Annotated in this window: 30 protein-coding genes, 1 tRNA gene and 1 pseudogene; 4 read left to right on the top strand and 28 right to left on the bottom strand. The window is 68.5% G+C overall.

What is annotated here, in order from left to right; genetic code table 11:
* Positions 1–3 precede the first annotated feature (3 nt).
* From smpB to N0A24_05310, 5 genes are read right to left on the bottom strand one after another with little or no spacing between them, the layout of a single operon-like run.
* The gene (smpB, locus tag N0A24_05330) at positions 4–459 is read right to left on the bottom strand and encodes an SsrA-binding protein SmpB (protein MCS7172814.1); all 456 of its coding nucleotides are present in this window, start codon (positions 457–459) and stop codon (positions 4–6) included.
* The gene (locus N0A24_05325; protein ID MCS7172813.1) at positions 452–847 is read right to left on the bottom strand and encodes a PaaI family thioesterase; all 396 of its coding nucleotides are present in this window, start codon (positions 845–847) and stop codon (positions 452–454) included. Before N0A24_05325 ends, smpB begins: the two co-directional genes overlap by 8 nt.
* Before the next feature lie 2 nt (positions 848–849).
* Positions 850–1,344 carry a cyclic pyranopterin monophosphate synthase MoaC gene (gene moaC / locus N0A24_05320; GenBank protein MCS7172812.1) on the bottom strand — a complete coding sequence of 165 codons (495 nt, stop codon included), beginning with the start codon at positions 1,342–1,344 and terminating at the stop codon, positions 850–852.
* A gap of 9 nt (positions 1,345–1,353) precedes the next feature.
* Positions 1,354–2,589, bottom strand: a complete 1,236-nt coding sequence (locus tag N0A24_05315) for a molybdopterin molybdotransferase MoeA (protein ID MCS7172811.1) — start codon at positions 2,587–2,589, stop codon at positions 1,354–1,356.
* A gap of 9 nt (positions 2,590–2,598) precedes the next feature.
* Positions 2,599–2,919 carry a hypothetical protein gene (locus tag N0A24_05310; GenBank protein MCS7172810.1) on the bottom strand — a complete coding sequence of 107 codons (321 nt, stop codon included), beginning with the start codon at positions 2,917–2,919 and terminating at the stop codon, positions 2,599–2,601.
* 153 nt (positions 2,920–3,072) lie between these two features.
* On the opposite strand from N0A24_05310, the gene N0A24_05305 reads away from it, so the two are divergent.
* The 4 genes from N0A24_05305 (at position 3,073) to N0A24_05290 (ending at position 7,099) form a co-directional block, all read left to right on the top strand.
* Positions 3,073–3,801 (top strand): response regulator transcription factor, encoded by a 729-nt coding sequence (locus tag N0A24_05305; GenBank protein MCS7172809.1) that lies wholly within the window; start codon positions 3,073–3,075, stop codon positions 3,799–3,801.
* Positions 3,798–5,609: a cell wall metabolism sensor histidine kinase WalK gene (locus N0A24_05300; protein ID MCS7172808.1), complete on the top strand. Its 1,812-nt coding sequence runs from the start codon at positions 3,798–3,800 to the stop codon at positions 5,607–5,609. Before N0A24_05305 ends, N0A24_05300 begins: the two co-directional genes overlap by 4 nt.
* Positions 5,610–5,622: 13 nt before the next feature.
* A tRNA-Ile gene (locus N0A24_05295) sits at positions 5,623–5,699 on the top strand.
* A 308-nt stretch (positions 5,700–6,007) separates the two neighbouring features.
* Positions 6,008–7,099 (top strand): alcohol dehydrogenase catalytic domain-containing protein, encoded by a 1,092-nt coding sequence (locus tag N0A24_05290; GenBank protein MCS7172807.1) that lies wholly within the window; start codon positions 6,008–6,010, stop codon positions 7,097–7,099.
* 194 nt (positions 7,100–7,293) lie between these two features.
* Here N0A24_05290 and N0A24_05285 read toward each other — a convergent pair whose 3' ends face one another.
* The 23 genes and pseudogenes from N0A24_05285 to rpmD form a co-directional block, all read right to left on the bottom strand.
* On the bottom strand, positions 7,294–7,740 hold the full coding sequence (locus N0A24_05285; protein ID MCS7172806.1) for a hypothetical protein: 447 nt from the start codon (positions 7,738–7,740) through the stop codon (positions 7,294–7,296).
* 73 nt (positions 7,741–7,813) lie between these two features.
* Positions 7,814–9,247: an aminomethyl transferase family protein gene (locus N0A24_05280; GenBank protein ID MCS7172805.1), complete on the bottom strand. Its 1,434-nt coding sequence runs from the start codon at positions 9,245–9,247 to the stop codon at positions 7,814–7,816.
* Between the two features lie 76 nt (positions 9,248–9,323).
* Positions 9,324–10,457, bottom strand: coding sequence for a DGQHR domain-containing protein (locus N0A24_05275; protein ID MCS7172804.1), 1,134 nt, complete (start codon positions 10,455–10,457; stop codon positions 9,324–9,326).
* Positions 10,458–10,515: 58 nt separating this feature from the next.
* The gene (locus tag N0A24_05270; protein ID MCS7172803.1) at positions 10,516–10,917 is read right to left on the bottom strand and encodes a hypothetical protein; all 402 of its coding nucleotides are present in this window, start codon (positions 10,915–10,917) and stop codon (positions 10,516–10,518) included.
* A 1,983-nt stretch (positions 10,918–12,900) separates the two neighbouring features.
* Positions 12,901–13,581: pseudogene (locus N0A24_05265) on the bottom strand (SMC family ATPase).
* The gene (locus tag N0A24_05260; GenBank protein ID MCS7172802.1) at positions 13,569–14,741 is read right to left on the bottom strand and encodes an exonuclease SbcCD subunit D; all 1,173 of its coding nucleotides are present in this window, start codon (positions 14,739–14,741) and stop codon (positions 13,569–13,571) included. The pseudogene N0A24_05265 and the gene N0A24_05260 overlap by 13 nt, the downstream one beginning before the upstream one ends.
* A 2-nt stretch (positions 14,742–14,743) precedes the next feature.
* Entirely contained in the window at positions 14,744–16,432 is a 1,689-nt protein-coding gene (locus N0A24_05255) for an ATP-binding protein (GenBank protein ID MCS7172801.1), read from the bottom strand.
* Positions 16,395–17,405, bottom strand: coding sequence for a hypothetical protein (locus tag N0A24_05250; protein ID MCS7172800.1), 1,011 nt, complete (start codon positions 17,403–17,405; stop codon positions 16,395–16,397). Before N0A24_05250 ends, N0A24_05255 begins: the two co-directional genes overlap by 38 nt.
* A gap of 113 nt (positions 17,406–17,518) precedes the next feature.
* Positions 17,519–18,331 carry an energy-coupling factor transporter transmembrane protein EcfT gene (locus tag N0A24_05245; protein ID MCS7172799.1) on the bottom strand — a complete coding sequence of 271 codons (813 nt, stop codon included), beginning with the start codon at positions 18,329–18,331 and terminating at the stop codon, positions 17,519–17,521.
* 2 nt (positions 18,332–18,333) lie between these two features.
* Positions 18,334–19,200, bottom strand: coding sequence for an energy-coupling factor transporter ATPase (locus tag N0A24_05240; GenBank protein ID MCS7172798.1), 867 nt, complete (start codon positions 19,198–19,200; stop codon positions 18,334–18,336).
* Complete coding sequence (locus N0A24_05235) at positions 19,197–20,057, bottom strand: energy-coupling factor transporter ATPase (protein MCS7172797.1); 861 nt, start codon at positions 20,055–20,057, stop codon at positions 19,197–19,199. Before N0A24_05235 ends, N0A24_05240 begins: the two co-directional genes overlap by 4 nt.
* A gap of 6 nt (positions 20,058–20,063) precedes the next feature.
* Complete coding sequence (gene rplQ / locus N0A24_05230) at positions 20,064–20,408, bottom strand: 50S ribosomal protein L17 (protein ID MCS7172796.1); 345 nt, start codon at positions 20,406–20,408, stop codon at positions 20,064–20,066.
* Between the two features lie 21 nt (positions 20,409–20,429).
* Complete coding sequence (locus tag N0A24_05225; protein MCS7172795.1) at positions 20,430–21,380, bottom strand: DNA-directed RNA polymerase subunit alpha; 951 nt, start codon at positions 21,378–21,380, stop codon at positions 20,430–20,432.
* A 28-nt stretch (positions 21,381–21,408) separates the two neighbouring features.
* A complete protein-coding gene (gene rpsD, locus N0A24_05220; GenBank protein MCS7172794.1) occupies positions 21,409–22,035 on the bottom strand; it encodes a 30S ribosomal protein S4 in 627 nt (208 codons plus the stop codon).
* A gap of 24 nt (positions 22,036–22,059) precedes the next feature.
* Positions 22,060–22,446: a 30S ribosomal protein S11 gene (gene rpsK / locus N0A24_05215; GenBank protein MCS7172793.1), complete on the bottom strand. Its 387-nt coding sequence runs from the start codon at positions 22,444–22,446 to the stop codon at positions 22,060–22,062.
* 13 nt (positions 22,447–22,459) lie between these two features.
* Entirely contained in the window at positions 22,460–22,843 is a 384-nt protein-coding gene (rpsM, locus tag N0A24_05210) for a 30S ribosomal protein S13 (protein ID MCS7172792.1), read from the bottom strand.
* A 12-nt stretch (positions 22,844–22,855) separates the two neighbouring features.
* Entirely contained in the window at positions 22,856–22,969 is a 114-nt protein-coding gene (gene rpmJ, locus N0A24_05205; protein ID MCS7172791.1) for a 50S ribosomal protein L36, read from the bottom strand.
* A 36-nt stretch (positions 22,970–23,005) separates the two neighbouring features.
* Positions 23,006–23,227, bottom strand: a complete 222-nt coding sequence (gene infA / locus N0A24_05200; protein ID MCS7172790.1) for a translation initiation factor IF-1 — start codon at positions 23,225–23,227, stop codon at positions 23,006–23,008.
* Between the two features lie 24 nt (positions 23,228–23,251).
* Positions 23,252–24,040: a type I methionyl aminopeptidase gene (gene map / locus N0A24_05195; GenBank protein ID MCS7172789.1), complete on the bottom strand. Its 789-nt coding sequence runs from the start codon at positions 24,038–24,040 to the stop codon at positions 23,252–23,254.
* The gene (locus N0A24_05190; protein ID MCS7172788.1) at positions 24,037–24,699 is read right to left on the bottom strand and encodes an adenylate kinase; all 663 of its coding nucleotides are present in this window, start codon (positions 24,697–24,699) and stop codon (positions 24,037–24,039) included. The genes map and N0A24_05190 overlap by 4 nt, the downstream gene beginning before the upstream one ends.
* Positions 24,696–25,979, bottom strand: coding sequence for a preprotein translocase subunit SecY (secY, locus tag N0A24_05185; GenBank protein ID MCS7172787.1), 1,284 nt, complete (start codon positions 25,977–25,979; stop codon positions 24,696–24,698). The genes N0A24_05190 and secY overlap by 4 nt, the downstream gene beginning before the upstream one ends.
* A complete protein-coding gene (gene rplO / locus N0A24_05180) occupies positions 25,976–26,449 on the bottom strand; it encodes a 50S ribosomal protein L15 (GenBank protein ID MCS7172786.1) in 474 nt (157 codons plus the stop codon). The genes secY and rplO overlap by 4 nt, the downstream gene beginning before the upstream one ends.
* Positions 26,430–26,642 carry a 50S ribosomal protein L30 gene (rpmD, locus tag N0A24_05175; GenBank protein ID MCS7172785.1) on the bottom strand — a complete coding sequence of 71 codons (213 nt, stop codon included), beginning with the start codon at positions 26,640–26,642 and terminating at the stop codon, positions 26,430–26,432. Before rpmD ends, rplO begins: the two co-directional genes overlap by 20 nt.
* Between the last annotated feature and the right edge of the window lies 1 nt (position 26,643).

Raw genomic sequence — 26,643 nt, 5'->3', positions numbered from 1 at the left:
CGCTTACCGGCGCCCCCGCAGGGCCCGGGCGATCTCCCGCTCCGCCTCCCGCCGGGCGATCTCCGCCCGGCGATCCACGAGCCGCTTGCCTCGCGCCAGACCCAGCTCCACCTTCGCGTAGCCCCGCTCGTTGAAGTACACCCGGAGGGGAATGAGGGTGTACCCCCGCTGTTGGACCTTGCCCACCAGGCGCCGCAGCTCGCTTCGGTGCAGCAGGAGCTTGCGGGGCCGGGTGGGATCGTGGCCGAAGGGACCGGCCTTCTCGTAGGGACTGATGTGCATGTTCACCAGCCACGCCTCCCCGCCCTGAAACCGGGCATAGGCATCCTGCAGGGAGACCCGGCCTGCCCGCAGGGCCTTCACCTCACTCCCGGTGAGCACGAGCCCGGCTTCGTAGGTCTCCTCGATGTGGTACTCGTGGCGGGCCCGGCGGTTGGTTGCTACCGTGCGTTCAGACACAGCCCCTCTCCCGTGGGCGTACGAAGAGGGCTCGGGCGGAGCACACGCGCTCCCCTTCCCGGAGAATCTCCCCCCGTGCCGCCACCACCCGGGGACCCTCCTCCTCAAGCCACCCCCGCACGCACAGGATGTCCCCGGGATGGGCGGGTGCGTGGAAGCGCAGCTCCATGCGGGCGGTGAGGGCGTAGTGCCCTCGGCGGTACAGCAGGTTGGCCATGACATCGTCCAGCACCGCGGCCAGGATGCCGCCGTGCACGATGCCCTCGTAGCCCACGTGCAGGTCCGTGGGCCGAAACGCCGCGGTGAGCACCCCATCCTGCTCCGTAAAGGAGAGCCGCAGGCCGATGGGGTTCAGGGGACCGCACACGAAGCATCGATCCGCACGCATCCCTACCCCTCCCCGCTCCTCAGCCCGCGCACGAAGGTCCCTGACAGCCCGCCCGTCTTGCGTTCCAGCCACACATCCGTGATGACCATCTCCCGGTCCAGGGCCTTGCACATGTCGTAGATGGCAAGCGCCGCTCCCATCACGGCCACCAGCGCCTCCATCTCCACCCCCGTGCGGGCCACGGCCCGGGCCGTGGCCCGGATCTCCACGCACGACCGTGCCTCGTCCAGCTGGAAGGAGAGCTCCACCCCCGCGAGTGGGATGGCGTGGCAGAGGGGTATCAGTTCCCAGGTGCGCTTCGCCGCCTGGATCCCTGCCAGCTGCGCCACCGCGAGCACGTCCCCCTTCGCCACGGTCCCCTCCCGGATGCGGCGCAGGGTTTCCGGACGCATGCGGATCTCCCCCCGGGCCGTGGCCTCCCGCAGGGTCTCGGGTTTCTCCGCCACGTCCACCATCCGGGGCCTGCCCGCGGCGTCCAAGTGGGTCAGCTCTTCCACGTCCCGCTCCTAATCCAAGAGTCGCACCCGCACCACGCTCCCCTGGGGGAGCGTGGCCCCGCGCGGCACCCGCACGTATCCATCCGCCCGGGTCAGGGTGGTGATCATCCCAGAAAGCCCCCGGATGGGTTCCGCGACGAGCTCCCCGTTCTCCCACCGCACGGCCACCCGCACGAACTCATCCCGCTCCCGGGGCGCCCGGAGGGCCTCGTGCAGGCGCGCGGGCACCTCCCGCGGGCCCCGGAGATCCGGACGCAGCCCCAGCATGGCTTCCAGCGCAGGACGCACGAACACCTGGAAGGCCACCTGAGCGGAAACCGGATGGCCCGGCAGTCCCACTACCGCCCGTCCCCGGCATACCGCCAAGAGGGTGGGTTTTCCAGGCTTGATGGCCACCCCGTGTACCAGGATTCCGGGCGCTCCCAGCCGCGGGATCACGGAAGCCAGGACGTCGCGGGCACCCACGGAGCTCCCCCCGGAGACGAGCACCACCTCGCTCGTACGCAGGGCATCCTGGAGGGCTGCCCCGATCGCCTCCTCCTCATCGGGAAGGATCCTTCCCGGAAGCGGGACACCGCCCAGCCGGGCCACCAGCCCGGTCAAAGCGTAGGTGTTCATATCCCGCACCTGCCCCGGACGCGGGAGGTGATCCGGGGGCACCACCTCATCCCCTGTGCTGAAGATCGCCACCCGAGGCGCAAGCCACACGGGCACCTCCACGATCCCCAGACCCGCGAGAAGCGCGAGCTCCTGGGGCCGGAGCCGGGTGCCCGCGGGGACCACCACCTCTCCCCGCCGGACGTCCTGGCCCTGCCGGATCACATTCTCCCCACTCGCCACGGGGCGCAGGACCTCTACCTGATCGGCCGCTAGCCGGCAGTGCTCCTGCATCACCACCGCGTCCGCCCCTCCCGGCAACATCCCGCCCGTGGGGATCCGGGCGGCCTCCCGCGGCCCGATCTCGAAAGTCACCACCTCGCCCATGCGGACCTCCCCCACCACCCGCAGGTGGGCGGGATGATCCTCTGTAGCCTCCTCCACGTCCCCGGCCCGGACCGCGAATCCGTCCACCGTGGACCGGTCGAAGGGCGGGAGGTCCTGGGTCGCCGCGAGATCTGTGGCCACCACTCGGTCCAGGGACTGCTCCAGGGGCACCACTTCCCTCCCCCGCGGTTGAGGACGCAGGGTCTCTAGGAACCGTTCCAGGGCCTCCTCGACCGTGACGAGCTGCGTGAACGTCCGCATCTCTCCTCCCTAGCGGGTGGGCGTGGGGGAAGGGGAAGGGGAGAGGAGGGTGATGGGCACGATCTCCGAGGGCTCCCCTGCCCGCCGGACGATCTGCCAAGCACGCCGCTGGGGGTCGTAGCGCACCTTGTCCCCCACCTGTACGGTGACGAAGAAGGAGTACGGAACCGAGTAGGGCTTGCGGTCCACCACGATGACGTAGTGGGGAGGCTCCTCGTACTTCTCGTCTACCCACCCCAGCACCACCTTCCCCTGCTCCTCGCAGGAGGGGAGAACCTGGGCGAAGACCGTCGCCGCCACCACGACTCCCACGATCGCCTTGAGTCCCATACCACCTCCTCCAGCAGAAGGGTCCCCTACAAGCCTACTACGTCCTCCCCGAGCCGCCCACCCGTCCGGCCCGTGGTCGCTTCCCCACCGTGCTATGCTGGGCATAGGACCGCGTGACACGGGCGTGACGAACCCGTGCCTTCGTGAGACGGGATGGCCTCCAGGATCCTGGTGGTGGACGACGAGCCCCACATCGTGGAGCTCGTCCGGTACAACCTCGAGCAGGAGGGGTTCGAGGTTCAGGCGGCCTACGATGGCCAGGAGGCCCTCCAGCTCGCCCGCGCGGATCCTCCGGACCTTCTCATCCTGGATCTCATGCTCCCCTACGTGGATGGGCTGGAGGTCTGCCGCATCCTGCGACGGGAGAGCACGGTACCCATCCTGGTCCTCACCGCAAAGGACGCGGAGATGGATCGGGTGGTGGGACTGGAGTCCGGAGCAGACGACTACGTCACCAAGCCCTTTAGCCCCCGGGAACTGGTGGCCCGGGTACGGGCCATCCTCCGGCGCACGCGGCCGGATCCCGCGCTTCCGAAGCTCTCCCCACCCCTCGTGGCCGGGGACTTGGTACTGGATCCCAACACCCGGGAGGTCACCCTCCGGGGACGGCCCGTGGAGCTTACCACGAAGGAGTTCGAGCTGCTGCGCCTCATGATGGCCCACCCGAACCGGGTGTTCAGCCGAGATGCGCTCCTGGAGCACATCTGGGGCTACGACTACTTCGGGAGCAGCCGAACCGTGGACATGCACATCAGCCGCCTGCGGGATAAAATCGAGGACGATCCCGCCTCCCCCACCTATATCGTCACCGTGCGGGGAGTAGGGTACAAGTTCCGGCCGCCGGAGGGGGGAGTGCGCCGGGCCCGAAAGGGCACCCGATGAGCCTGCGCGGCCGTCTGCTGCTCAGCTACCTCGTGGTGGTGGTGGTGGCGCTCCTGAGCGCGGGGGCCTACGTGGTCCGGGCGGTGGAGCGCCGGTACACGGACAGCTACACCTACGCCCTCCAGGTGCAGGCCCGGCTTGTGGCGGAAGGCATCCGCCCACAGCTCCGGGCAGGCGCGGACTTTCGGGTGGTGGAGGAGCGGGCCCAGCAGTTCACCTGGCGGCGGGGAGTGTATATCGGAGTCCGGGATCCCTCCGGTCGAAAGCCGCACCTCGGTCCTTCCCAACCCCCTCCGCCCCGGGAGGTCCTGGACGCCCTGCGGCGGAGGGAGCCCACCTCGGGCCAGCGGTGGGATCCCTCCGCCGGGGAGGTCCGCCTCTTCGCCGCCTATCCCGTGGTGGAGCAGGACCGGGTGCTGGGGGTGGTGCATGTCTCCGCGCCGCGGCGGTGGGTGGACCGGCAACTCCTGCCCATTTGGTGGGCTTTTGCCACCGCGGGCGCGCTGGCCCTGTTCGTGAGCGGTTTCTTTGGGTTCCGGATCGCCCGGAGCATCGCTCGGCCCCTCAAGGAGCTGGAGCGGGCCGCGGAAGCCCTAAGCCGGGGGGAGTACACCCGCACCGTGCCCGCCACGGACCGGGATGAGGTGGGGCGACTGGGGCTGGCCTTCAACCGGCTGGGACAGCGGCTCCGGCAAACCATCGAGGACATCCGCGCGGAGCGTAACCGCCTGGAGGCGGTCTTGGCAGCCATCCGGGATGCGGTGGTGGCCATCGGCCCCCGGGGGGAGATCCAGCTCTACAACCGCGCCGCGGAGGAGCTACTGGGACTGCGTCCGGAGGCCCTGGGCCGGCCCGTGGAGGAGGTCCTAGGCGGCTCTCCCCTCGCGGTCATGCTCAGGGAGGCCGCGGTCGGGAGGGTGCTCAGCGAGGAGCTGGTCCTCCCCGGACAGGGGAGCCGGGTGGCAGAGGTCAGCACGAGCCCCATCCGGGGCGGGGCGGGGCAGTTTGAGGGAGCGGTGGCGGTGGTGCGGGACGTCACGGAGCTGCGGCGCACGGAGCGGATGCGCCGGGAGCTCATCGCCAACGTGAGTCACGAGCTCCGCACCCCCCTCACCAGCATCAAGGGATTTGCGGAGACCCTGCTGGCCGGGGCCCTGCACGATGCGAGGCACGCCCGGAAGTTCCTGGAGATCATCGAGCTTGAGGCGAACCGACTCATGAAGCTGGTGGACGACCTGCTGGAGCTCTCTCGGCTCGAGACCAAAGGCGTCACGTTCGAGCTGCGGCCCGTGGACCTGGACAGGGTCTGCCGGGGAGTCGTGGAGCGGACCCTGCCCCGGGCAGAGGAGGCGGGGATCCAGATGTGCTATACGGGGGAGGGTCCGCTCATGGTGCTGGCAGACCCCGACCGGGTGGAGCAGATCCTCACGAACCTGGTGGACAACGCGCTGAAGTTCACCCCCGAGGGGGGCGAGATCCGCGTGCAGGCCCGGCGGGAGGGCGCGGAGGGAGTGGTCACCGTGCAGGACACGGGCCGGGGCATTCCCCCAGACGACCTCCCGCACATCTTCGAGCGGTTTTACCGGGCGGAGCGCTCCCGCACCCGGCGGGAAGGAGGGTCGGGGCTCGGGCTTGCCATCGCCAAGCACCTGGTGGAAATGCAGGGCGGCCGCATCTGGGCCACCAGCCAGCCCGAACAGGGGAGTGCCTTTTGCTTCTCGTTGCCCCTGGTGCCGGAGGACGCCCCGGAGGGGCGCCCTCACCTCCCTAACCGCGAATGCGTTGACACCCCGGATACCCCTTCCTAGAATCGGAGTGCGGGGGCCGTTAGCTCAGGTGGTCAGAGCGCAGTCCTGATAAGACTGAGGTCGGTGGTTCGAGTCCACCACGGCCCACCAACGCCTCCATTGCACAAGGCTCCCAGCGGTTGCCAAAACTCCCTGACCGGCTCTTCGCAGCGGCCTGCACAGAGACGTGGCCGCCCGCTAGAAGGGGTCTCGATCCGATCGCCCGGACCGGCTGCCCGCTCTGGCTGGAGGTTACACGAATCTGGTGGAAGCGTTAGTATGGGATTACGGACGGAGGCGCTTTAGAGGGCTGAAAAAGGGCAAGGGCACGGAATCGGAGAACCGGGTTGGAAGGCGAGGGAGATGGACCGAGGCGAACCCGTTGACCTGTCATGAGGCCAGCTCGGGAGGGAGGTTAGATGGCAGATCTCGTGCGCGCGGCGGTACTGGTAAGCCCTGGGGCGCTTGAGATCCGCAGATTTCCCCGTCCGAAGATCGGGCCGGACGAGGGGCTTCTGCGAATCGAGCGCTGTGGCATCTGCGGCAGCGACGTGGAGATGATCCGTGGGGAACACCAACGCCCCCCCTGCATCCCCGGGCATGAGGTGCTCGGTATCGTCGAGGAGGTGGGCGAGCGCGCGGCCCAGCGCTGGGGGGTGCAGGTCGGTGACCGGGTCGCGGTGGAGATCATCGTCCCCTGCCGTTTCTGCGAGCTGTGCCTCACGGGACGCTATATGTTCTGCCGGAACCGGCCGGGCAGCTACGGAGGCAACACCCCGATCACACGGGAGCCGCCGCTGTGGGGAGGGTACGCGGAGTACCTGTACCTGCACCCAAACGCAATCCTCCACAAAGTTGATCGGACCCTGCCCGCGGACGTTGCGGTCATGTTCAACCCATTGGGCGCGGGAGTACGCTGGGTGCTCCACTTAGGTGGCGTCACGGCGGGCGATACGGTATTGATCCTGGGTCCGGGACAGAGAGGGTTGATGTCCGTCATCGCGGCGAAGATGGCTGGTGCCGGCACCATCATCGTGACGGGGCTGGCGCGGGACGCCCATAAGCTGGAACTCGCAAAGGAGCTGGGCGCTGATTACGTGATCAATGTGGAGACAGAGGATACCGTCGAGCGTGTGCGCGAGATCACGAACGGTATGGGCGCGGACGTCGTCCTGGACGTGACCCCTATGGCGCACCAGCCCGTGCAGGACGCCATCGAGTGTGTGCGCCATGGGGGACGTGTGGTACTGGCCGGACTGAAAGGACGCAAGCCCCTCTCTATCGTCACAGACGCGATCATCGGGAAAGGGGCGACCGTGATCGGCGCTTACGGGGTGGATGCCCGCGCGTACATAGAGGCCATTAAGATCATCGAGTCACGTCGATTCCCGCTAGAGAGATTGCACACGCACACCTTCGGGTTAGAGGAAGCCAGGCGGGCGATCGACGTCCTTGCAGGCGATGTTCCTAGAGAGCAGGCGGTGCACGTAAGCATTGACCCGAGCAGATAGGCCAGAGGGTAACGACAGCACCATGCAAACCCGGTTCCCCTTTGATGAGGCCAGCCTACCGCCGTGCCTTCCAGGCGTTTGCAGGTTCCCAGCACGGCCAGGCCGCTTTGGTGAGGTGGCCCGTGTCCCGTACCTCCGGCCATGCCAGGGTTGAATCGCAACGCCCATCTCATGCGGAGGCCCCGGGTCGGGTATCAGACGCGTGTCGAACCCACCGGGATACCCGCCTGCGCCAGCAGCTCCTTCGCCCGGCCAGAGTCGTACCCCGTAGCCCGGTGGTCCTGAAGGGCCGCGGGGCTTGCCGGATGCGCGATCTGGTCCCCTGGAACGATCATGAGGATGCCGCTTCCCGGAGGCCCCGTGATGGTCCGGAACCTCCCTGTACCCCGCAGCTCCGCGATCACCTGTGGATCTCCGAATCCAGCCACATCCAGCTGTCCCGCGAGCAAGGCTGCCTTTAACGTCTGCACGTCCCGGATGAACCGCATCTCCAGCCAGAAGATCAAAGCCTTCCGATCCGGAGCCACCTCGCTGCGGCTGCGTCGCGGGACCCGCGAGGGCCACGGGTATCCCCCGCTCAGGAGAGCGCCCACCAGCGCGACGGCGAGGATCGGCCCCAACCCCCTTTGCACGGTTCTCACCCCCACCGTGTATTCACCGTGTATTCGCAGATTCTCGACCGCCCGGCCCGCAGGGCTCACGGTGCGATCCCCTTCAGCGCCTTGCTTTCACCACCGCCCAGTACTCCCGGGCCACCCGGCTGATGGGCACCGGGGCCACCGTGGCCCGTACAGGCATGGGCTCGTGCCGTTCGATCCATGGCCCGCTCCGGGCACCCCCTCCATCCTCCCCCCACACCACCACCACCTCCGTGCCCGGCTCCGCATAGGCCGGGTCCACCATGGCCAGCGAGAGCACTGCCCGCTCGTTCGCTACGTACCCCGTCCACTGCGAGATCCCGATGCGTTCCCCTCGACCGTTCTCCACCCGGTCGTACTTCCACCGGGCATACATGCCCACCGGCAGATCCAAGTGCTTCGCCGGTGTTCCCTCCTCCAACAACAGACTCCGCCGCACCAGCTCCAGGACGTCCTCCGCCTCCCACACCAGGGTCACCTTCTGTAGGTGCGGACGCTCCGCCAGGCGCTCCAGGCTCTTGCGACCGACGAAGTCGTGGTCGAACTTTACAATGTGCCCGTAGCCGAGATCGTACGGCGTGAGGTAATAGTCCTCGATGTTGGGCGAGTAGAAACTCCCGCCGATGGCCCCCGTGGCCTCCGGAGCGGTCACCGGAAGCCACTCCCGGTACGGACGCAGCGCATCCCCCGTGTAGATGGCCGGAAGGGGTCCCGCGATCCATCCGGATTCCAGGGCGTTGGTGAAATACGCCAGGGATCCCACCCGCCGGAGCCCGAATTCCTTTCCCGCCTCGAGGATGGCCTGCAGCACCCGCTCCCGGTCCTCCCACGGGCCACTGAGTTCAAACCCCGGGGAGCCTGTCATGCTGTGCCGCAGCACCCACACCCGACATCCCGCAATGGAGAGGTCCGTGAAGTGGAAGAACCGGATCTCTGGCAGCGGTCCGCCCACCAGCTTCTCCATCAGCGGCGTGGCCTTGGGCCCCTCCAGCTCGAAGCGGTACAGCGTGCGGCGCCCCGTGGGGTTATCCGAGAACAGCGGATCCCGTTCGATCCGTACCTCATATCCCCCTACCTCCGCGTGATACTGGACCCAGTTCATGGTGGTGTCCACCCCCACCAGTACGAAGGTCTCCGGTGCCAGGTAGTACAGCACGGCATCGCCCACGAAGTACCCATCCGGAGAGCACGCGATGAACTGCTTGGCCCGCCCGGGCGCATATCCTTGGAAGCTGTTCACCGCCAGATGCTCGAGAAACCGGAAGGCGTCCGGGCCCCGCACCCAGAGGTTCGTCATGTGGAAGGATTGGTCCGAGAGCCCCACGGACTCCCACCAGGACCGTTGTTCGTCCCGCCAGTTCGTGAACTCCGGAGAAACATAGGGGGACGGCATCGCGTAGGAGATGAACCGGAAGAGAGCCCCCTTGGGGTTGCGGAAGAGGTAGTCCACGAGGTTCGGCGCCGAGTCGATGAGTTCCTGCAGGTTCCGCGGTTTCCGTGGTTCTGCCATTGGTTCCCTCCCAACCGGACCGGATGAATCTGCAAAATTCTAACGCGGAGGTCCGCCCGCGGGGAAGTGGAGGGCCCTATCCCCGTCCCCGGCGGTCGTGGATGGTGAGAGCAATTTCCGCCACCCGACACAGCTCCCGGTGGATGCGGCCGGTGCGCTCCACCTGCCCCTTGGCGGGGAAGCGCTCGTAGAAGCCGTCCGCCCGGAACATCCGCCGCAGATCGGCCCAGGGGGCCAGGCGCTCCTCCCACCGATCCACCCGTCCTTCCTCCGGCTCCGCATCCTGTGCGGCCAGATCCGCGCAGGCCCGGATCATGGCCTTGAGGGTTACGGGACGGGTCACCATGTAGTTGGGGTTGCCCCACGCCTCTCCCCACACCCGCTCCGCCGCCTTCAGGAAGTCCCGCAGGATCCCGTAGTAGTCCTCCGCCCGGAGGCCGCGCGCCTGGATCTGCGACCAGATGCGCCGGACCCACCGGTGCAGCTCGTTGAACAGCTCCGCCTGCAGGATCCACTTCTCCTGCCGGCTCCGGCCGCCCGGGCGGTTGATCCGGTAGCGGAGGGGGCTCGAGGGCTCCTCGTACAGCATACGGACGATGCGGGCCGCGAACTTCTTCTCCGGGGTGGCCTGCCACCAGTGCACCCGCTCGTACAGCTCCACCAGGTGGCTCTTGTTGATGCGGGTGGGGGTGGCGTTGATGATGACGAACATCTCCGCGGCGAAGTCCTCGCTGCGGCCGTCGAAGATGACGCAGGGCACGTAGATGGTCTTGGCCTCCTCCGGCCGCTCCCGTCGGTAGAACTCCAGGGCCGCGAGCCGGTGCTGGCCGTCGATGATGAGATACTTTCCGAGCGGCTCCTGCAGGTCCCCCACGGTCTCGTAGCGGTCCAGGGGCTCAAAGCGCAGGTGCTCCGGGGTGAACAGGAGGATGGTCCCTGGAATGGGCGGTTGCTCGCCCGCGGTCTCGTAGAAGTTCTTGATGTCCCGGACCTTGCGGCGCGACAGCTCCCGCTGGAAGGCACGGTCGCTGCGCTCGATGCGGGCGATGAACTGGGCGATCTCGTCCTCCTCCCCCGGGGGCTCCGGCGCGATCTGCTCCCCTTCCCCGTAGTACCGGCTCATGAACCGAACCCTGCTCAGCAGGTCCTCCGCGGGGTACGCCACGAAGTAGAAGACCCCGTCCTTCTGACGGATCTGGGTCGCCAGCATATCCCCTCTCCTCCCTCAGTTCCATTACACAGCCGCGGGCCAAGGATCCACCACGCCCCTAGTCCGTGACCACCCGGATGCGGGAACCTTCGGGCCGCTTCTCCACCACCACCCGGGTGGGAAGTCGCGCGGAGAGCTCCTGGAGGTGGGTGATGATGCCCACCATGCGGCCGCCGGTCTGGAGGGCCTCGATGGCGCAGGCCACGTGATCCAGGGTCTCGGGATCCAGCGTTCCGAATCCCTCGTCGATGAAGAGGCTGTGGAGGGCCACGGCCCCGCTGCTGCGCTGCACCTGCTCGCTGAGCTCCAGGGCGAGGCTCAGGGAGGCCAGGAAGGTCTCCCCGCCGCTCAGGGTGTCCGCGCTGCGCCGCTCTCCCGCGTTGTCGTGGTCCACCACCGCGAACGACCCGTCCTCGTCGTATTCGAGGGTGTAGCGATGGCTGAACCGCAGAAGACGCACGGAGGCCCCCGCCACCAGCTCCCGGAAGGTCTCCTCCAGGACGAACTCCTGGAAGTGCTCGCTGCGCAGGTCATCCGCCAGCTGCCGGATGAGGGCGTACTCGGCCTCCAGCCGGGCCCGCTCCACGCGCCACCGCTCCGCCCGGTCCACCCGTTCCCGCAGCTGGGCGACTTTCTGCTCCGCCGCGGCCACGCGCTCCACCGCCTGCCGGTAAGTGGCCTCCAGGGAGTCCCGCTCCTGGCGGGCCCGTTGCAGGGCCTCCTCCGTCACCCTCTCCCCCTTTAACTCCCGTTCCAACCGCTGGAGCTGCTGGCGCACGTGGCAGCGCTCCAGCTCGTAGCGCTCCACCAGCTGGCGCAGCCGATCTTCCTCCGCCTCCGCAAGCGCCGCCTCCTCCACCGCCCGAAGATCCCCAAAGCCCGCCTTCCGGGCCGCATCCTCTGCCTGTACCCTCTGCTCTGCCGCCTCCCGTTGGGCCCGCTGCGCGGTCTCCTCCGCCTCCTGGAGCCGCAGGGCCAGTTGGGCCACCTCCGCCTCGGTGCGGGCCGCCGCCTCGCGGGCCCGTGTGAGCGCATCCTCTAGCCCCCTGAGCTCCTGTTCCAGGGCGTCCCGTTCCGCCACCGGATCCTCCGCGTCCGTCACCTCCCGGATACGGCACTCGTACCCGTGCACCACCTCCTCCTCCGCGGCGAGCTGAGCCTGCACCTCCTCACGTTCCTCCTGTAGCCGGCTCAGCCGCTCCTCCATGTGGCGCTCTCGCTCCTGAGCGACCACCAGTTCCCTTCGCTTCGCCTCCAGGTGCTCCGCCACCCGCGCGTGCCGCTGCCGCCTGTTCCGCATGTGCCTCAGGGTGGTGCGGATCCGCTCCTCGATGGCCTGCCCGGGCTCGACGGCCACGTGCGCTCCCACCCGTCCTTCCAGCTCCTCCGTCCACGCACGGACCTGCTCGCTCAGGAGGGTTTGGCGCGCCCGCGCGTCCCGGGCTCGTAGCTCCGTCTGCTGGGCGGTGGCCTGGGCTTTCGCGTGATCCGCCGCGGCCTGATCCGCGGCCTGCCGCGCCTGCCTCAGCACCTCCTGGGCCTTCTGGAACTGTGCCTCCAATCCGGCCAGCTCCGGAGGCGAAACGCCTGCGGGAGGGCGGGCCACGGGCTGAGCGCACACGGGGCACAGATCACCGGGGCGGAGCTGCGTCCGCAGCACGTGGGCCGCGTTGTGCAAGCGGGCCTGCTGGAGGGCCTGGGATGCGGCCTCCGCCTGCTCCGTGGCTTGGGCGAGCGCCTCCTGGGCACGTGCGAGCGCCTGCTCCGCCCTGGCGCTCGCCTTCCGGGCCCGCCGGACTTCGTGCTCCAGGGTCTCTACCTCCTGGTTCAGGCGCTCCAGCTCCGAGCGGGCCTGACCCAGCTCCGCGGCTCGCTCGGCCACCTCCTCCAGCAGCCGGTCCACCGCCTCCTCGTACCCGATGGCCGCCAACTCTCGCTCCGCCGCTTCCACCTCCGCCCGAAGCCCAGTAACCGCCGCCTCCAGGCGCTCCCGCTCGGATCGCGCCTGCGCCACCTCGGTCTCCAGACCATCCACCCGTCGGCGGAATGCCTCGACCCGACCGCGGGCGGCCTCGAGCGCCTCCACGATCCCCCGGAGTTCGTCGAGGGCACGGATCCGCTCCCGCAGCGCCGGGATGCGCCGGGCCTCCTCCTCCGCCCGCTCCAGGTCCGTCTGGGCCAGGTTGTGCCGCTGGCGCGCCCGCTCCAGTTCCTCCCGGATCGTCTCCACGCGCTTCGCGGCCAGAAGGGCCTGCTCCCCCGCCCACTGTGCGCCTCTGAGCCGTGGCAGGATCTCCCGCGCCCGCTCGGCCTGCTTCAGGCGCTCGGCAGCGGCCCGCACGTCCTTCTCTTGGGTGATCAGGGCCCGTTCCCGCTCCTGGAGGGCCTCGAGTTCCGCGGTCTTCCGGCGGAGTTCTGTCAGGATCTCCAGCCGCTGCCGCAGCTCGCGCAGGCGCTGGTCCAGCTCCTCCCGTGCCCTCCTGAGTCCCTCCACCTCCTCCTCCGCGGCCCGCAGGGCCTGCGGGGTGGCGTCCGCGTACTCCTCGCACAGGCGCTCCAGTCCACTGCGGCTTGCCTCCAGAGCCTGACGTTCCTCCTGGGCCAGCTGCCGCATCCGCTCGTAGATCTGCAGACGCAGGAGGTCGCGGAGGATCTCCCGGCGCTCTCCCGGGGGACTTTTGAGGAACGTCGCGAACTCCCCCTGGGGCAGCACCACGGCCTGGGTGAAGGCCTCATACGGGAGGCCCAGGAGGTCCTGAACGGCCCGATCCACCTCCCGCACCCCGCTCGCCAGCGCTTTGGTACCGCCGTCCAGGATCTCCTCCAGGACGGCTTGGGCAGGTCCGCTCCGGCGGCCCGTCCGCCCTACCCGGAAGCGGCGATCTAACAGCTGAAACTCCAGGACCACGGACATCCGGTCCCGGCCCAGGGAGATGAGTTCCGCATACCGGCGGCCCACCCGTGGGATCCGTCCGTAGAGGGCGAAGATCATGGCGTCCAGCAAGCTGGTCTTGCCCGCGCCGGTGGGCCCCGTGATGGCGAAGAGATCCAGATGGGCGAAGTCCAGGGATTGCCCCTCCTTAAAGCAGGTAAAGCCCTCCAGCAGCAGCCTCAGCGGCCGCACGTGGCCTCCTCCGCCCGCTCCCGAAACCGCTCGAAGGCAGCCATCAGGGCCTCCGAGGGTTCCGTGCCGTACCGGGCGCGATGGAACCACCGGTAGAGCTCCAGCGGGCTCAGGTGGCGGCGCTCCGGAGCTGAGGGCGTGTGCCCTGTCTCCGGGAGCTCCACCCGCACCACCACGGCCTCCGGAAGGATCCGGCGCACCTTGGCCCCGATGTCGGGATCCGGAGCGCGAAGGGGCACGGTCACCCGGATCCACCCCCTCCCCCGGAGGTCTGAGGCCCGGCGCTCCAGTTCCTCCAAGCTGCCCCGCACCTCCAGGAGAGGTTTTCCTCCCCGGTAGGGGATGCGTTCAGGACGCACGGGCCGACCCGGAACCACCTCCGGGAGGAAGACGAAGGACTTCTCCTCCCCCCTCTCGTTGAAGTCCAGCTGCAGCACACTTCCCGCGTACTCCGCAGGCGCAGGGGAGGCGGGGATCCGCTGGGGGCGGTGCACATGGCCCAGGGCCACGTAGTGGGCCTGGGGAGGGAGGGTCTGGGGCGTGGCAGCCCATGCCTCGCCCACGTGCACCTCCCGCTCGGACCCCGAGAGCACCGCGCCCTCCACGAAGGCGTGGGCCACGAGGAGGTTCACCGCGTCCGGCCGGAAGCGCCCGCAGAGGTGTTCCACGATGCGTTGGAGGTGGTGTGCGTACCGCTGGTGGACCTGGGTGTCGGTCCCCGCGAGATCCAGGGCCCGCACGAAGGCCCCCGGGGGGGCAAAGGGCACCGCGGCCACCACCGCCCGCTCCCCGGATCGGGTCACGAGCTCCAACACCCCGCCCTCCTCCGCCCGCAGGGGCCGGCCCACGGCCCGCACGTGGACGAGTTCCGCGAGGGTCCCCCACGCCTGAAGCCGCACGGGGCTGTCGTGGTTCCCTGCCACCACCACGCTCTGCACCCCAGCGATCCCGATGCGCTTGAAGAACTCGAAGACCACCTTCTCCGCCTCCGCGGGTGGAAGGGGAGAATCGAAAACGTCCCCGGACATGAGGAGGACATCCACCTGCTCCCGCTCGAGGAAGTCCGCGAGATCCTCCAGGGCGGTGGCGAGCTCCGGGAGCCGGTTCACCTGTCGCCACAGCCGGCCCGCGTGCCAGTCGCTGGTGTGGACGATGCGCATCGCTACAGGCGCGCGAAGGGATCCTCGTCCTCCGGCAGCGCCGCCTCGCTCTGCCGGGTGGCCCAGGCGGGGAAGGGGAAGCGCACCAGCAACGGGGTGGGGATGTCGGGCTGAGAGACGATCATGGTTCCGGGCTGTAGCAGCTGCGCCCGCAGCCGGGCGGTGCGGGTGAGCCAACCGTACTCGCCCCGCTCCGCCTCCGCGGGATCCAGGCGGCCCACCACCTTGAGGGCCGCGTTCGCGAGGACACGTCGCTCCACCTCGCTCGCGGTCTGCTGGCAGCCGAATAGGGAAACCCCCAACGACCGGCCCCGCTCCGCGATGTCCAGCAGCACATCCCGGATGGGGCTGGTGCCCTCCCGGGGCGCGTACTTGTTGAGCTCATCCAGGACCACGAACACGAGGGGCCGCGCCGTCCCCTGCCGTTCCTTTTCCTCCATCATGCGCTTGAGGAGCACCCCCACCACGAACATCTGGGCCTGGGCGGGAAGGGTGTGCAGATCCACCACGGTGACCTGCTGCGCCTGCCAGTCGATGCGCCACCCCATTGCCTCCCGGTCTCCCCGCACGAGGTGTCCCATGCGGTCCGCGGCGGCATGGAGGCGCCGGCGAAAGGCATCCAGAGTTCCGGGTGCCACAGAAACCCAGCTGTCCAGAACTGGGGTATCCAGGTAGTCCACGAGGTCCCGAAAGGTGCGGAGCCGTCGCTCCTCCACCGAGAGGCCGGGATCGTCGGGATCGCCCTGCTCCGCCAGACGGCGCAAATGATTCTCCACCCGGGCCACCACGAAGGACACCTGGGCCCGGGCATCTTCCGCCTCCGCGAAGCAGAACCGCAGCAGTCCCTCCCGGCAGAACTCCCGGAGGGTCCAGAGATACGGCCGCACACCGGTGCTGCGGCTTCCCACGTCCGGGATGGGGATGTGGGAGTGGCGTCTGGCAGGAGCGTAGAAGGCCACGCTGCGGAAGGGGCCCACGGGGAGGTCCAGACGGGCGTATTCCGCGCGGGCCGCCTCGTCCATCCGGGCGTTGGGGTGGTCCAACCACAGGAGGTCCTCGCCTTTGACGTTGAAGACCAGGGCCTTCGCATTGGTGGCGTCCATCCCGAGAGCACCGGAGTGGAAGAGGGCATAGAGGAGGAAGGTGGCATAACTGGTCTTCGTGGCCACGCCCGAGACCCCGCTGATGGAGACGTGAGCCCCCCGAGTGCCGTCCAGGAACTCCAGGTTTGCATAGACGGGTTCCCCCGTGCGGGTGAGGCCGATGGGAATCCTGCGGGAGAAGGTGTCGAAGTACAGGGCCCGCTGGAACTCCTCCCCCCGCACCACCCGAGCCCGATCTCCGGGGGAGGGCGGAATGAACACCTCGGGATCGATGCGGGTGACCTGCACGTGGGCCGCATAGGAGACGTCTGCGGGCAACATCCCGTCCGTAACCCGGAAGGCGTCGTTGTCGTAGTAAGTGCCCTCGTAGCGCTTGCGGACCTGGTCCACCACCCCATAGAACCGAACCCGTTGCCCGTCGGGGAGCCGGGTCTCCGCCACCACCAGGTCGTCCAGCTGCACCACCCCCCCTTCCTGCACGCCGATCCAGAACTCTAACGGGGTGGCATCCAGGGTCCCCAGGACCACGCCGCCGTCCGGGATACCCACCTCAGGGGATCGAGCTTCCGGCTGAATCCGAATCTCCACGGGAACGCACCTCCCGGACGATGAGGGTTTGGATGTGCCGCCGGAGCAGGAGGCGATCCCCAAGCCGCCGGCGCAGGTGCGCCTCCAGGGCACCGATGGGGGCCAGGTTCTGTGGTGCCCGCGGATCCATACCCCGGGGCCGTACGAACCGCGGCAGAGCCCAGGCCGTGGCGTCCGCAAGCCGCCGTGCAGCTTCCCGGCCCACGGTCTCCGAGACCTCCAGCCGCACGATGCCGGAGAACGGGGGATCGCCCGCTGCCGGAGGGATCAGCCGCAGAAACCAAGAATAGCGGGCAAACCGGCGGGCGCCGTGGAGGCCAAACAGGGGTGTGCGGGCGCCCGTGGGAAGCCCACGCAGGACCTCCAGGCTTTTCGGGGAGGAGAGGTAGAAGCGGGAGATGTGCTTGATGAAGCCCACCGCAGCCCCCCGCACGGGATCCGCGAAGGTGAGGGGACCGTCCACCACCACCAGGGTGCGGTCGGCGTCCGCGAGTTCACGGGCGAGACGCTCCTCCGCCAGCCGCATCTCCTCCTGCAGTTTCTGCAGGGGTGCTTCCGAATCCCGTCCCTCCGTGCTCACGGGACGGTAGGCGGCCCTGGGCATCACGGGGATCGGATGATCCAAGGACCTGCCTCCCCCTATCACGAGGAGCCGATCCAGGATGCAGGGGCCGAACTGGGCGACGCCGTCCTGCACGCACACGCTTCCCGCCGCGAAGCTCCCGAAAGCTCCGTACGCGATCGGCTCCCCTTCCACCACCACCCGGGCGTCAATGCGCCGCACCCCGTCCACGAAGTAGATGCGATCCAGGAGAAAGGGCTCCGCGGGGTAGACAGGCTGCCACGCGTGCTCCGGCAGCTCTACGTCCGGGAACACATCGGATTTCTGCCCCTCCGGCTCCTCCTCCGCGGAAAGTTCCGGACCGTAGTCCACATCCCACGGATCTAGGCGAATCCTCAGTTCCCCGAACATCCGGCCCCCCGTAGACGAGATCATATCGAACCCGTGTTCGAATCGCAAGATTTTTCCGTGGGCCTCCTCTCATCGGTGTTCGGTCCGGAGAGGCGCTCTCCTGCCGGAAGATCCTAGAGGCGGCCGAACACGAAACCCAGGGTACTCACCGCGGCCACCGCGGCGGCGGCCACGGCATCGCGGGAGGTGTAGCGCAGCTGCTTCATGCGGGTGCGGCCTTCCCCACCCCGGTAGCACCGGGCCTCCATGGCGAGTGCCAGCTCCTCCGCCCGTCGGAAGGCACTCACGAAAAGCGGAATCAGCACCGGCAGGAGGGCGCGGGCCCGCCGGAGGGGCCCTCCGGATTCGAAGTCCGCACCCCGGCTTGTCTGGGCCTTGATGATCTTCTCCGTCTCCTCCACCAGGGTGGGGATGAACCGGAGGGCGATGGTCATCATCATGGCGAGTTCGTGTGCGGGAACCCCGACCCGCCGGAAGGGGTTCAGCAGGCGCTCCAATCCGTCCGCGATGGCGACCGGGGAGGTGGTGTAGGTGAGCAGGGAGGTACCCACGATGAGGAGGACCAGGCGCGCGGTCACAAACAGTCCCTGGACCAAGCCCTCGCGGGTGGCCACCAGCGGTCCCAGCCGCACCAACACCGTTCCGCCCTCGGGGGTTCCGAAGAACAGCTGGAGCACGAGGGCGAGGAGGAGCAGGAGGAGGACCGGGCGCAGGCTCCGGAGCGCGAACCCGATCGGGATCTGGGCGAGGGCGAGCGTGGCACCGAGAAAGGCCGCGAACACCGCGAACCCCCAGAAGCCCCGGACGAGGAAGAGCGCCACCATGAAGACGGTGGTGGCCAGGAGCTTGGTGCGGGGATCGAGCCGGTGCACGGGGGAGTCCCGGGGGATGTACTGACCGATGGAGAGGGAGCGCAGGAGCTCCACGATTAGCTCCGCAGGGCCCGCACGATTTCCGCGCAGGCCTCCTCCACGGTGAGGCGGTCTGTGCGCACGGGCAAGCCCGCGGCCCGCAAGCGCAGGAGCACATCCGTGACCCGGGGCACATCCAGGCCGATCTCCCGCAGGCGCGCGGCTTCGCGAAAGGCGTCCCGCACGGGCGCGTCCAGGTAGACCCGGCCCTGGTGGAGTACCACCCCCCGCTCACACACCCGGGCCACGTCGTCCATGCGGTGGGAGACGAGCACCACGGTGAGGTCCGGGCGATCCGCGCGCAGCTTCCGGATGAGCTCCAACAGCGTCCGCCGCCCCTGCGGATCCAGGCCCGCGGTGGGCTCGTCGAGGATCAGGACCTCGGGCCGCATGGCCAGCACCCCCGCGATGGCCACCCTTCGCATCTCGCCCCCGGAGAGGGAGAAGGGCGACCGGTTTCGGAAATCCTCCGGCGGGAGACCCACCAACGCCAGGGCCTCCTCCACCCGCTCCGCCACCTCCTCGGGTCCCAGACCCAGGTTGCGGGGGCCGAAGGCCACGTCCTCGAACACGGTTTCCTCGAAGAGCTGGTGCTCGGGGTACTGGAAGACGAGTCCGATGCGCCGTCGGACCTGTTTCAGGTTCACCCCCCGGGTCCAGAGCTCCACCCCCCCCACCCACACCCGTCCGCCTGTGGGTCGCACCAGGCCCGCGAAGATCTGCACCAGGGTGGATTTGCCTGAACCTGTAGGTCCCAGGATTCCTACGGATTCCCCCCGGTGAATGGCGAGGCTGATGCCTCGCAGAGCCACGGAGGCAAGCGGCGTACCCGCAAGGTAGACGTGGGTGAGCTCCTGGCACGCGAGGAGGGCTCCCTCGTTCACCGCACCCCCTCCCGGACCCGGAGGATCTCCTGACTCAGGGCTTCGGGGGTGAGGGGCAGGGAGGGAAACCGCACCCCCCGGCGTTGCAGGCAGTAGGCGAGGGAGGCGACCTCCGGGAGGTCCAGGCTCAGGGCCCGCAGTTGATCGGGCCTACGGAACACCTCCGTCGGAGGCCCGTCCAGTGCGACCCTCCCCCGGGAGAGCACCACCACCCGCTCGGCCAAGGCGGCCTCGTCCATGTCGTGGGTGATGAGAAGGACGGTGATGCGCTCTCCCCGCAGCCGCTGCACGGTCTCCAGCACCTCCCGGCGGCCCTGAGGATCCAGCATGGTGGTGGCCTCGTCGAGGACCAGGACCTCGGGCCGCATGGCCAGCACCCCCGCGATGGCCACCCGCTGCTTCTGGCCTCCGGAGAGGAGATGCGGCTCCCGGTGGCGGTGCTCCACCATGCCCACCACCTGCAGCGCCCACTCCACCCGACGGGCGATCTCCTCGGGGGGAAGCCCCAGGTTCTCAGGGCCGAAGGCCACATCTTCCTCCACCGCCGTGGCCACGATCTGGTTGTCGGGGTTCTGGAAAACCATACCCACCCGCCGCCGGATCTCCCAGAGATGGCGGGGGTCCCGGGTATCCATCCCCGCCACCCACACCTCTCCCTCCGTGGGCAGCTGGAGTGCGTTGAGCAGTCGCGCTAGGGTGGACTTCCCGGAGCCGTTCGCACCCACCAGGGCCACGAACTCCCCGGCCCGGATGGTGAGGTTGACGCGGTCGAGGGCGCGGACTTCCTCGGGTGTTCCCTTTCGGTAGACGTAGGAGACGTCGCGCAGCTGGATGAGGACGTCCCCGGAATTCCCCACCGCAAGCTACTTCTCCAGGAGCTCCAGATACGCCATGGGAGCAGCGTCCCCCCGGCGGGGCAGATCCTTGATGATGCGGGTATACCCCCCTCGCCCTCGCTCGTACCGGGGAGCGATCTCCCGGAAGAGCTTGCGCAAGGCCTCTTTGTCCAGGATGAGACGAGCCACCTGTCGCCGGCTGTGGAGGGTGCCCTCCTGGGCGAGGGCGATGAGCTTGTCCGCGATCTTCTTCGCCTCCTTCGCCTTCGCCTCCGTGGTATGGATGCGTCCGTGCTTGAACAGGGCGGTCACGAGATCCCGGAACAGCGCCCGCCGTTCCCCCGTGTCCCGTCCCAGTTTGCGTCCCTTCACGCCCGTGCCCACGGCTTCCTCCTACGCCCGGGCCTCCTCGCCCTTCCTGCGCAGGGACAGGCCCAGCCTCGCCAGCTTCTCCACCACCTCGTCCAGGGACTTCTTTCCGAAGTTCTTCACGCTCATGATCTCCTCTTCCGTACGCTGGATGAGATCCCCGATGGTATGGATGTTGGCCCGCTTGAGGCAGTTGTAGGGCCGGACAGAGAGGTCCAGCTCCTCGATGGGCGTGTTGAGGAGCTTCTGGAGTTCAGGATCCCGCACCGCACCCTCCTGCACCGCCCCCTGCTCCGTCATACCGCCGATGAGGCGGAAGTGGTCGATGAGGATGCGGGTGGCCTCCGTGATGGCCTCGTCCGGGCGCACGGCCCCGTTGGTCCACACCTCCAGCACCAGCCGTTCCATCTCCCCGCCGTGGGACACCCGCGCATCCTCCACCACGAAGTTCGCCTTCTGCACGGGAGAGAAGACGGAGTCCACGGGAATGACGCCGATCACATGCTCGCTCCGACGGTGCTTCTCCGCAGGTGCATAGCCCTTGCCCCGCTCCACCACCACCTCCATGGCGAGCCGGGCGTCCTTCCGGTCGATGGTGGCGATGAGGAGGTCCGGGTTCAGGATCTCCACCTCCGCGTCCGGTTGGAAGTCCCGGGCCGTCACCTCGCGCTTGCCACGGACTTCCAGACGCAGGAGCTTCGGCTTGTCCGTGTGCAGCCGCACGGCCAGCTCCTTGAGGTTCAGGATGATCTGGGTAACATCCTCCACCACGCCGGGAATGGTGCTGAACTCGTGCAGCACGCCCTCGATCTTCACGGAGGTGACCGCGGCTCCCGGGATGGAGCTCAAGAGAACCCGGCGGAGGGCGTTGCCCAGGGTGGTGCCGAACCCCCGCTCGAGGGGCTCCACCACCAGCCGGGCGTACGTGTCGGAGAGCTCCACGTACTCCACCCGCGGCTTTGTGAGTTCCCACAGACCGAACACGCTCACACCACCACCTCCCCTATCGCGAGTAGAACTCCACCACCAGCTGCTCCTGGACCGGGACATCGATCTCCTCCCGGCTGGGCAGAGCTAGGACCCGGCCCGTGGCCGCCTCCGGATCGAACTCCAGCCAGGAGGGGGGACGGGCGGATCGGGATTCCAGGAGCACCTGGATGCGCTCGTTGCGCCTGCCCCGTTCCGTAAGGCTGATGGTCTGTCCCGGCCTCACCTGGTAGGAGGGAATGGTGACCTTGCGGCCGTCCACCGCGATGTGGCCGTGGGCGATCGTCTGCCGGGCCTCCTTCCGGGAGCCCGCCAGTCCCAGGCGGTAGACCACGTTGTCGAGACGTGTCTCCAGCAGCTGCAGCAGCCGGGTACCGGTGACGCCCTTCGCCTTCGCGGCCTCCTCGAAGTACCGTCGGAACTGCCGTTCGTATACCCCGTAGATGCGGCGCAGCTTCTGCTTCTCGCGCAGCCGCAGCCCGTACTCCGAGGCCTTCCGCCGCACGCTCCCCGCGTGCATCCCGGGCGGGTACGGCCGCTTGACCAGAGGGCACTTATCCGTGTAGCACTTCTCACCCTTGAGGTAGAGTTTCACGCCCTCCCGGCGGCACAGCCGACATACCGAACCCGTATAGCGTCCCATCCGGGCACTCCTCCTTTCCGGACCCTAGACCCGCCGGCGCTTGGGGGGCCGGCACCCGTTGTGGGGGACCGGGGTCACGTCCTTGATGAGGCTGATGTCCAATCCCGCGCTCTGCAGCGACCGGATGGCCGCCTCCCGTCCAGGTCCGGGTCCCTTCACGTACACCTCCACGGTCCGCACTCCGTGCTCCATGGCCTTCCGGGCCGCAGCCTCCGCGGCAAGCCCTGCGGCATACGGGGTTCCCTTTCGGGATCCTTTGAACCCCTGGGTACCTGCACTCGCCCACGCCAGCACGTTGCCGTGGGGATCCGTAATGGTCACGATGGTGTTGTTGAAGGTGGACTGGATGTGGGCATGCGCAAGGGGTACGTTCTTCCGCTCCCGCCGCCGTCGGGTTCCCTTCCGCGCCATACCGCCTCCTCCCTCACTTCTTGGCCTTTGCCCGCCGCCCGGTCCCTACCGTCTTTCGGGGGCCCTTGCGGGTGCGGGCGTTGGTGCGGGTGCGCTGGCCCCGCACGGGAAGCCCCAGCTTGTGGCGCAGGCCGCGATAGGACCCGATCTCGATGAGGCGCCGGATGCTCATGGCCACCTCCCGGCGGAGGTCCCCCTCCACCCGGTAGCTGCGCTCGATGAAGTCCCGGATCCGGGAGATCTCCTCCTCCGTGAGATCCCGCACCCGCACGCCCGGACGGATCCCCGTGTGCACCAGGACCTCGTAGGCCCGCGACCGACCGATGCCGTAGATATGGGTCAGGGCGATCTCCACGGGCTTCTCCCGCGGAAGATCCACCCCCGCGATCCGTGCCATCTCCTCCCCTCCCTAGCTCTGCTTCTGCCGGTGCTTAGGGTTCTCGCAGATCACCCGGACCCGTCCGTGGCGGCGGATGATCTTGCACTTCTCACACATCCGGCGCACCGAGCTCCGAACCTTCATACCTCCTCCCTCCGGGAACCTCCGCGGAAAGGCCGCTTACCGGTACCGGTACGTGATCCGGCCCCGGGTGGGGTCGTAGGGGCTCAGCTCCACCTTCACCCGATCCCCGGGCGAGATGCGGATAAAGTGGATCCGCATCTTCCCGGAGATGTGGGCGAGGACCCGGTGGCCCGTGTCCAGCTCCACCCGAAACATGGCGTTCGGGAGGACTTCCACCACGGTTCCCTCAACCTCGATGACGTCCTTCTTCGCGGACATCCCCCTTCCGCGCAAAGGTTAATCTTACCGGTTCTGCCCGTCCTCGTCCAGCAGGGTGAGGATCTCGCACCCCTGCTCCGTCACCGCCACCGTATGCTCGAAGTGGGCGGAGGGCTTTCCGTCCGCGGTGCGCACCGTCCATCCGTCCCCATCCACCACCACCCGCCACGTCCCGAGGTTCACCATGGGCTCGATGGCGAGGGTCATGCCGGGCCGCAGCAAAAGCCCCTTCCCGGGGTTGCCGAAGTTCGGCACCTGGGGATCCTCGTGGAGTTCCCGGCCCACCCCGTGGCCTCCGAACTGTCGGACCACGGAGAACCCGTGGGCCTCCGCGAAGGACTGGATGGCGTGGCCGATATCCCCCAGGTGCGCCCCGGGGCGTACCAGGGCGATGGCCCGGTACAGGGCCTCCTCCGTCACCCACACGAGTCGCGCCAATTTCGGTGGAATGCGGCCCACGGGAACCGTGGTGGCCACGTCCCCATGGAACCCGTCCACATACGCTCCCAGGTCGATCTTCACGAGATCCCCCTCCCGCAGGATACGGCGGCCGGGGATTCCATGCACGATCTGGTCGTTGACGGAGACACAGATGTTGGCGGGAAAGCCCCGGTAGCCCTTGAAGGAGGGGATTCCCCCCTCCTGCCGGATGGCCTCCTCCGCCACCCGGTCCAGGTACGCGGTGGGAATCCCCGGCCGTACCGCCGCGGCCACTGCCCGCAGGGCCCGGGCCGCAGCCCGGCCTGCCCGGCGCATCCGATCGATCTCCTCCCGCGTCTTGATGTAAATCCCTCGGGTTCGCACGCCGCTCACGTTCGTCCCGTTCCTGCTTCGCCCAGGATCGCGCACAGCCGGCGGGTGACCTCCTCTAGCCCCCCGACACCGTCCACCTCCCGGAACACACCCCGCGCCCGGTAATATTCCACGAGAGGGGCCGTTTGCCGCTCGTAGACCTCCAGGCGCCGCGCCACGGCCTCCGGTCGGTCGTCCGGCCGTTGGTAGAGCTCGCTCCCGTCCAGGTCACACCGGCCCGGGACGCGGGGTGGGTGGTGGGCCTCGTGGTACACGTGCCCCGCGGCCCGGCAGACCCACCGTCCGCTCAGACGGCGCAGGAGGGTTTCGGGGGGGACCCGGAAGAACACCACCACTTCCAGCCGCCGGTGCATCCGGTCCAGGAGGGCATCGAGGCCCTCCGCCTGAGGGAGGGTTCGGGGGAATCCGTCCAGCAGAAACCCCTCCTGCGCATCGGGCTCCTGGAGCCGCCCCTCCACCAGGCGCAGCATCACCTCATCCGGCACGAGCTCTCCCCGGTCCACATAGGACCTCGCGAGCAGGCCCAGCTCCGTACCCCGTGCGATGGCCTCCCGCAGCATGTCGCCCGTGGCGATGTGGGGAATCCGGTAACAGGTGGAGATGCGAACGGCCTGGGTCCCCTTGCCCGCCCCCGGAGGCCCCAGGAACACCACGTTCATCGCAGAAAACCTTCGTAGTGCCGCATGAGGACGTACGCTTCCAGCTGCCGCATGGTCTCCAGGGCCACCCCCACCACGATGAGCACGGAGGTGCCCGCCAGGTAGAGGGTGAGGCTGCTGGCAGCCCGGAAGAGGAGCGGCAGGACCGCGATGGCGCTCAGGAAAAGCGCCCCCACGAAGGTGAGGCGCTCCGTGACCCGCATGAGGAACTCGCTGGTGGGCCGACCCGGCCGGATGCCAGGGATGAATCCTCCGTACTTCTTGATGTTCTCTGCGATGTCGTCGGGATCGAACTGCACCGCGGTGTAGAAGTACGTAAAGACGATGATGAGCACCGCGTAGAGCACGGTCCCGAGCCAGTGCTGTCCAGGCTGCAGCCGCTGCCCCCAGTCCACCAGCGGCTGCCAGCGCACGAAACTGGCCACGGTGCTGGGGAACTGCAGCACGGAGATGGCGAAGATGATGGGGATCACGCCCGCCTGCACGATCTTCATGGGCAGGTGCGTGGTCTGCCCGCCCAGCACCCGACGGCCCACCACCCGACGGGCGTACTGGACCGGGATGCGCCGGGTGGCCTGGGTGATGAAGATCACGGCCACGATGCTGGCGAGCACCAGCACCACGTCCAGAAGGAACAGGAGAAAGGAGGCGGATCCCACCTGGATGGTGGCCAGGGTGGCCGCGATCTGCTGGGGAATGCGGGCCACGATTCCGCCGAAGATCAGCAGCGACACGCCGTTGCCGACTCCGTGCTCCGTCATCACCTCCCCCATCCAGGTGAGGACCATGGTGCCCGCCACCAGGGTGGAGAGGATGAGGGCCCAGTTGAGGGGGCTGAAATCCGTGATGGCCCGACCCTGGCTGAAGGCCTGGATGAGTCCTGTCTGTCCCCATGCCTGCAAGGCCGCGAGCGGGATGGTAAGGTAGAGGGTGTACCACCCGATGCGGCGGCGGCCTGCCTCCCCCTCCTCCCGGGCCATCTCCTTGAGGCGAGGAAAGGCCACCTGCAGCAGGCTCATGATGATGGAGGCGGTGATGTAGGGGATGACGCCTAAAGCAAAGATGCTGAAGTTCTCCAGTGCCCCGCCTACCAGCAGGTTGAGAAAGCCGAAGGCCGTGCCCTGCGCCGCCTGCTGGAACTGCTGCCGCACGGCCTCCACATTCACGCCCGGTACGGGGATGTGAGCCCCCAGCCGGAACAGGGCCAGCATGAGGGCGGTGAAGAGGAGCCGGCGCCGGAGGTCCGGGATCCGGAGGGGATTGGCAAGCCCGCTGATCACGGGAGGACCTCCGCACGCCCCCCTGCGGCCTCAATGGCCGCCCGGGCGGAGGCGGTGAAGGCGTGCGCCCGGACGAGGAGGGGACGGGTGAGGGTCCCGGTTCCCAGGATCTTGATGCGGCCCTTTCGGGAAACCAACCCCATCTCCCGTAGCCGCTCCGGGGTGACCTCACTGCCCGGCTCAAACCGCTCCAGCTGCCGGAGGGTCACCTCTACATACGGGGGGCGAGGCACTCCGCCCGTGTGGGAGGCCCCATATGCCCGCACGCCCCGCTGGAACGGCAGCCGTTTGGAGAGGGGCGTCTGTCCGCCCTCGAACCCGGGACGGGGACCCTTGCCGCTGCGGGCCTTCTGCCCCTTGATCCCCCGGCCCGAGTACGTCCCATGCCCGCTGCCCAAGCCCCGCCCCACCCGTTTACGCCGGCGTTTGGCACCGGGCGGGGGTGCCAGGTTATCGAGCCTGAGAGGCATGTTCTCCCTCCTCCACGGGTTCCACCGCCACCAAGTGACGCACCTTCCGGATCACGCCCTCGAGTTCCGGGGACCACTCCCGCACCACGGACTGCCCCCTTCGGCGTAGCCCCAGGGTCCGCACTGTGGCCCGCTGGTCCTCCGTGGTACCGATGAGGGACCGCTGGAGGACGATGCGCACCCGTTCTCCCATT

Source organism: Armatimonadota bacterium, from assembly GCA_025059775.1.
Taxonomy (GTDB): domain Bacteria; phylum Sysuimicrobiota; class Sysuimicrobiia; order Sysuimicrobiales; family Sysuimicrobiaceae; genus Sysuimicrobium.
Note: the sequence above shows the minus strand (reverse complement) of the source record. Positions and strands in the feature narration are given on the sequence as shown.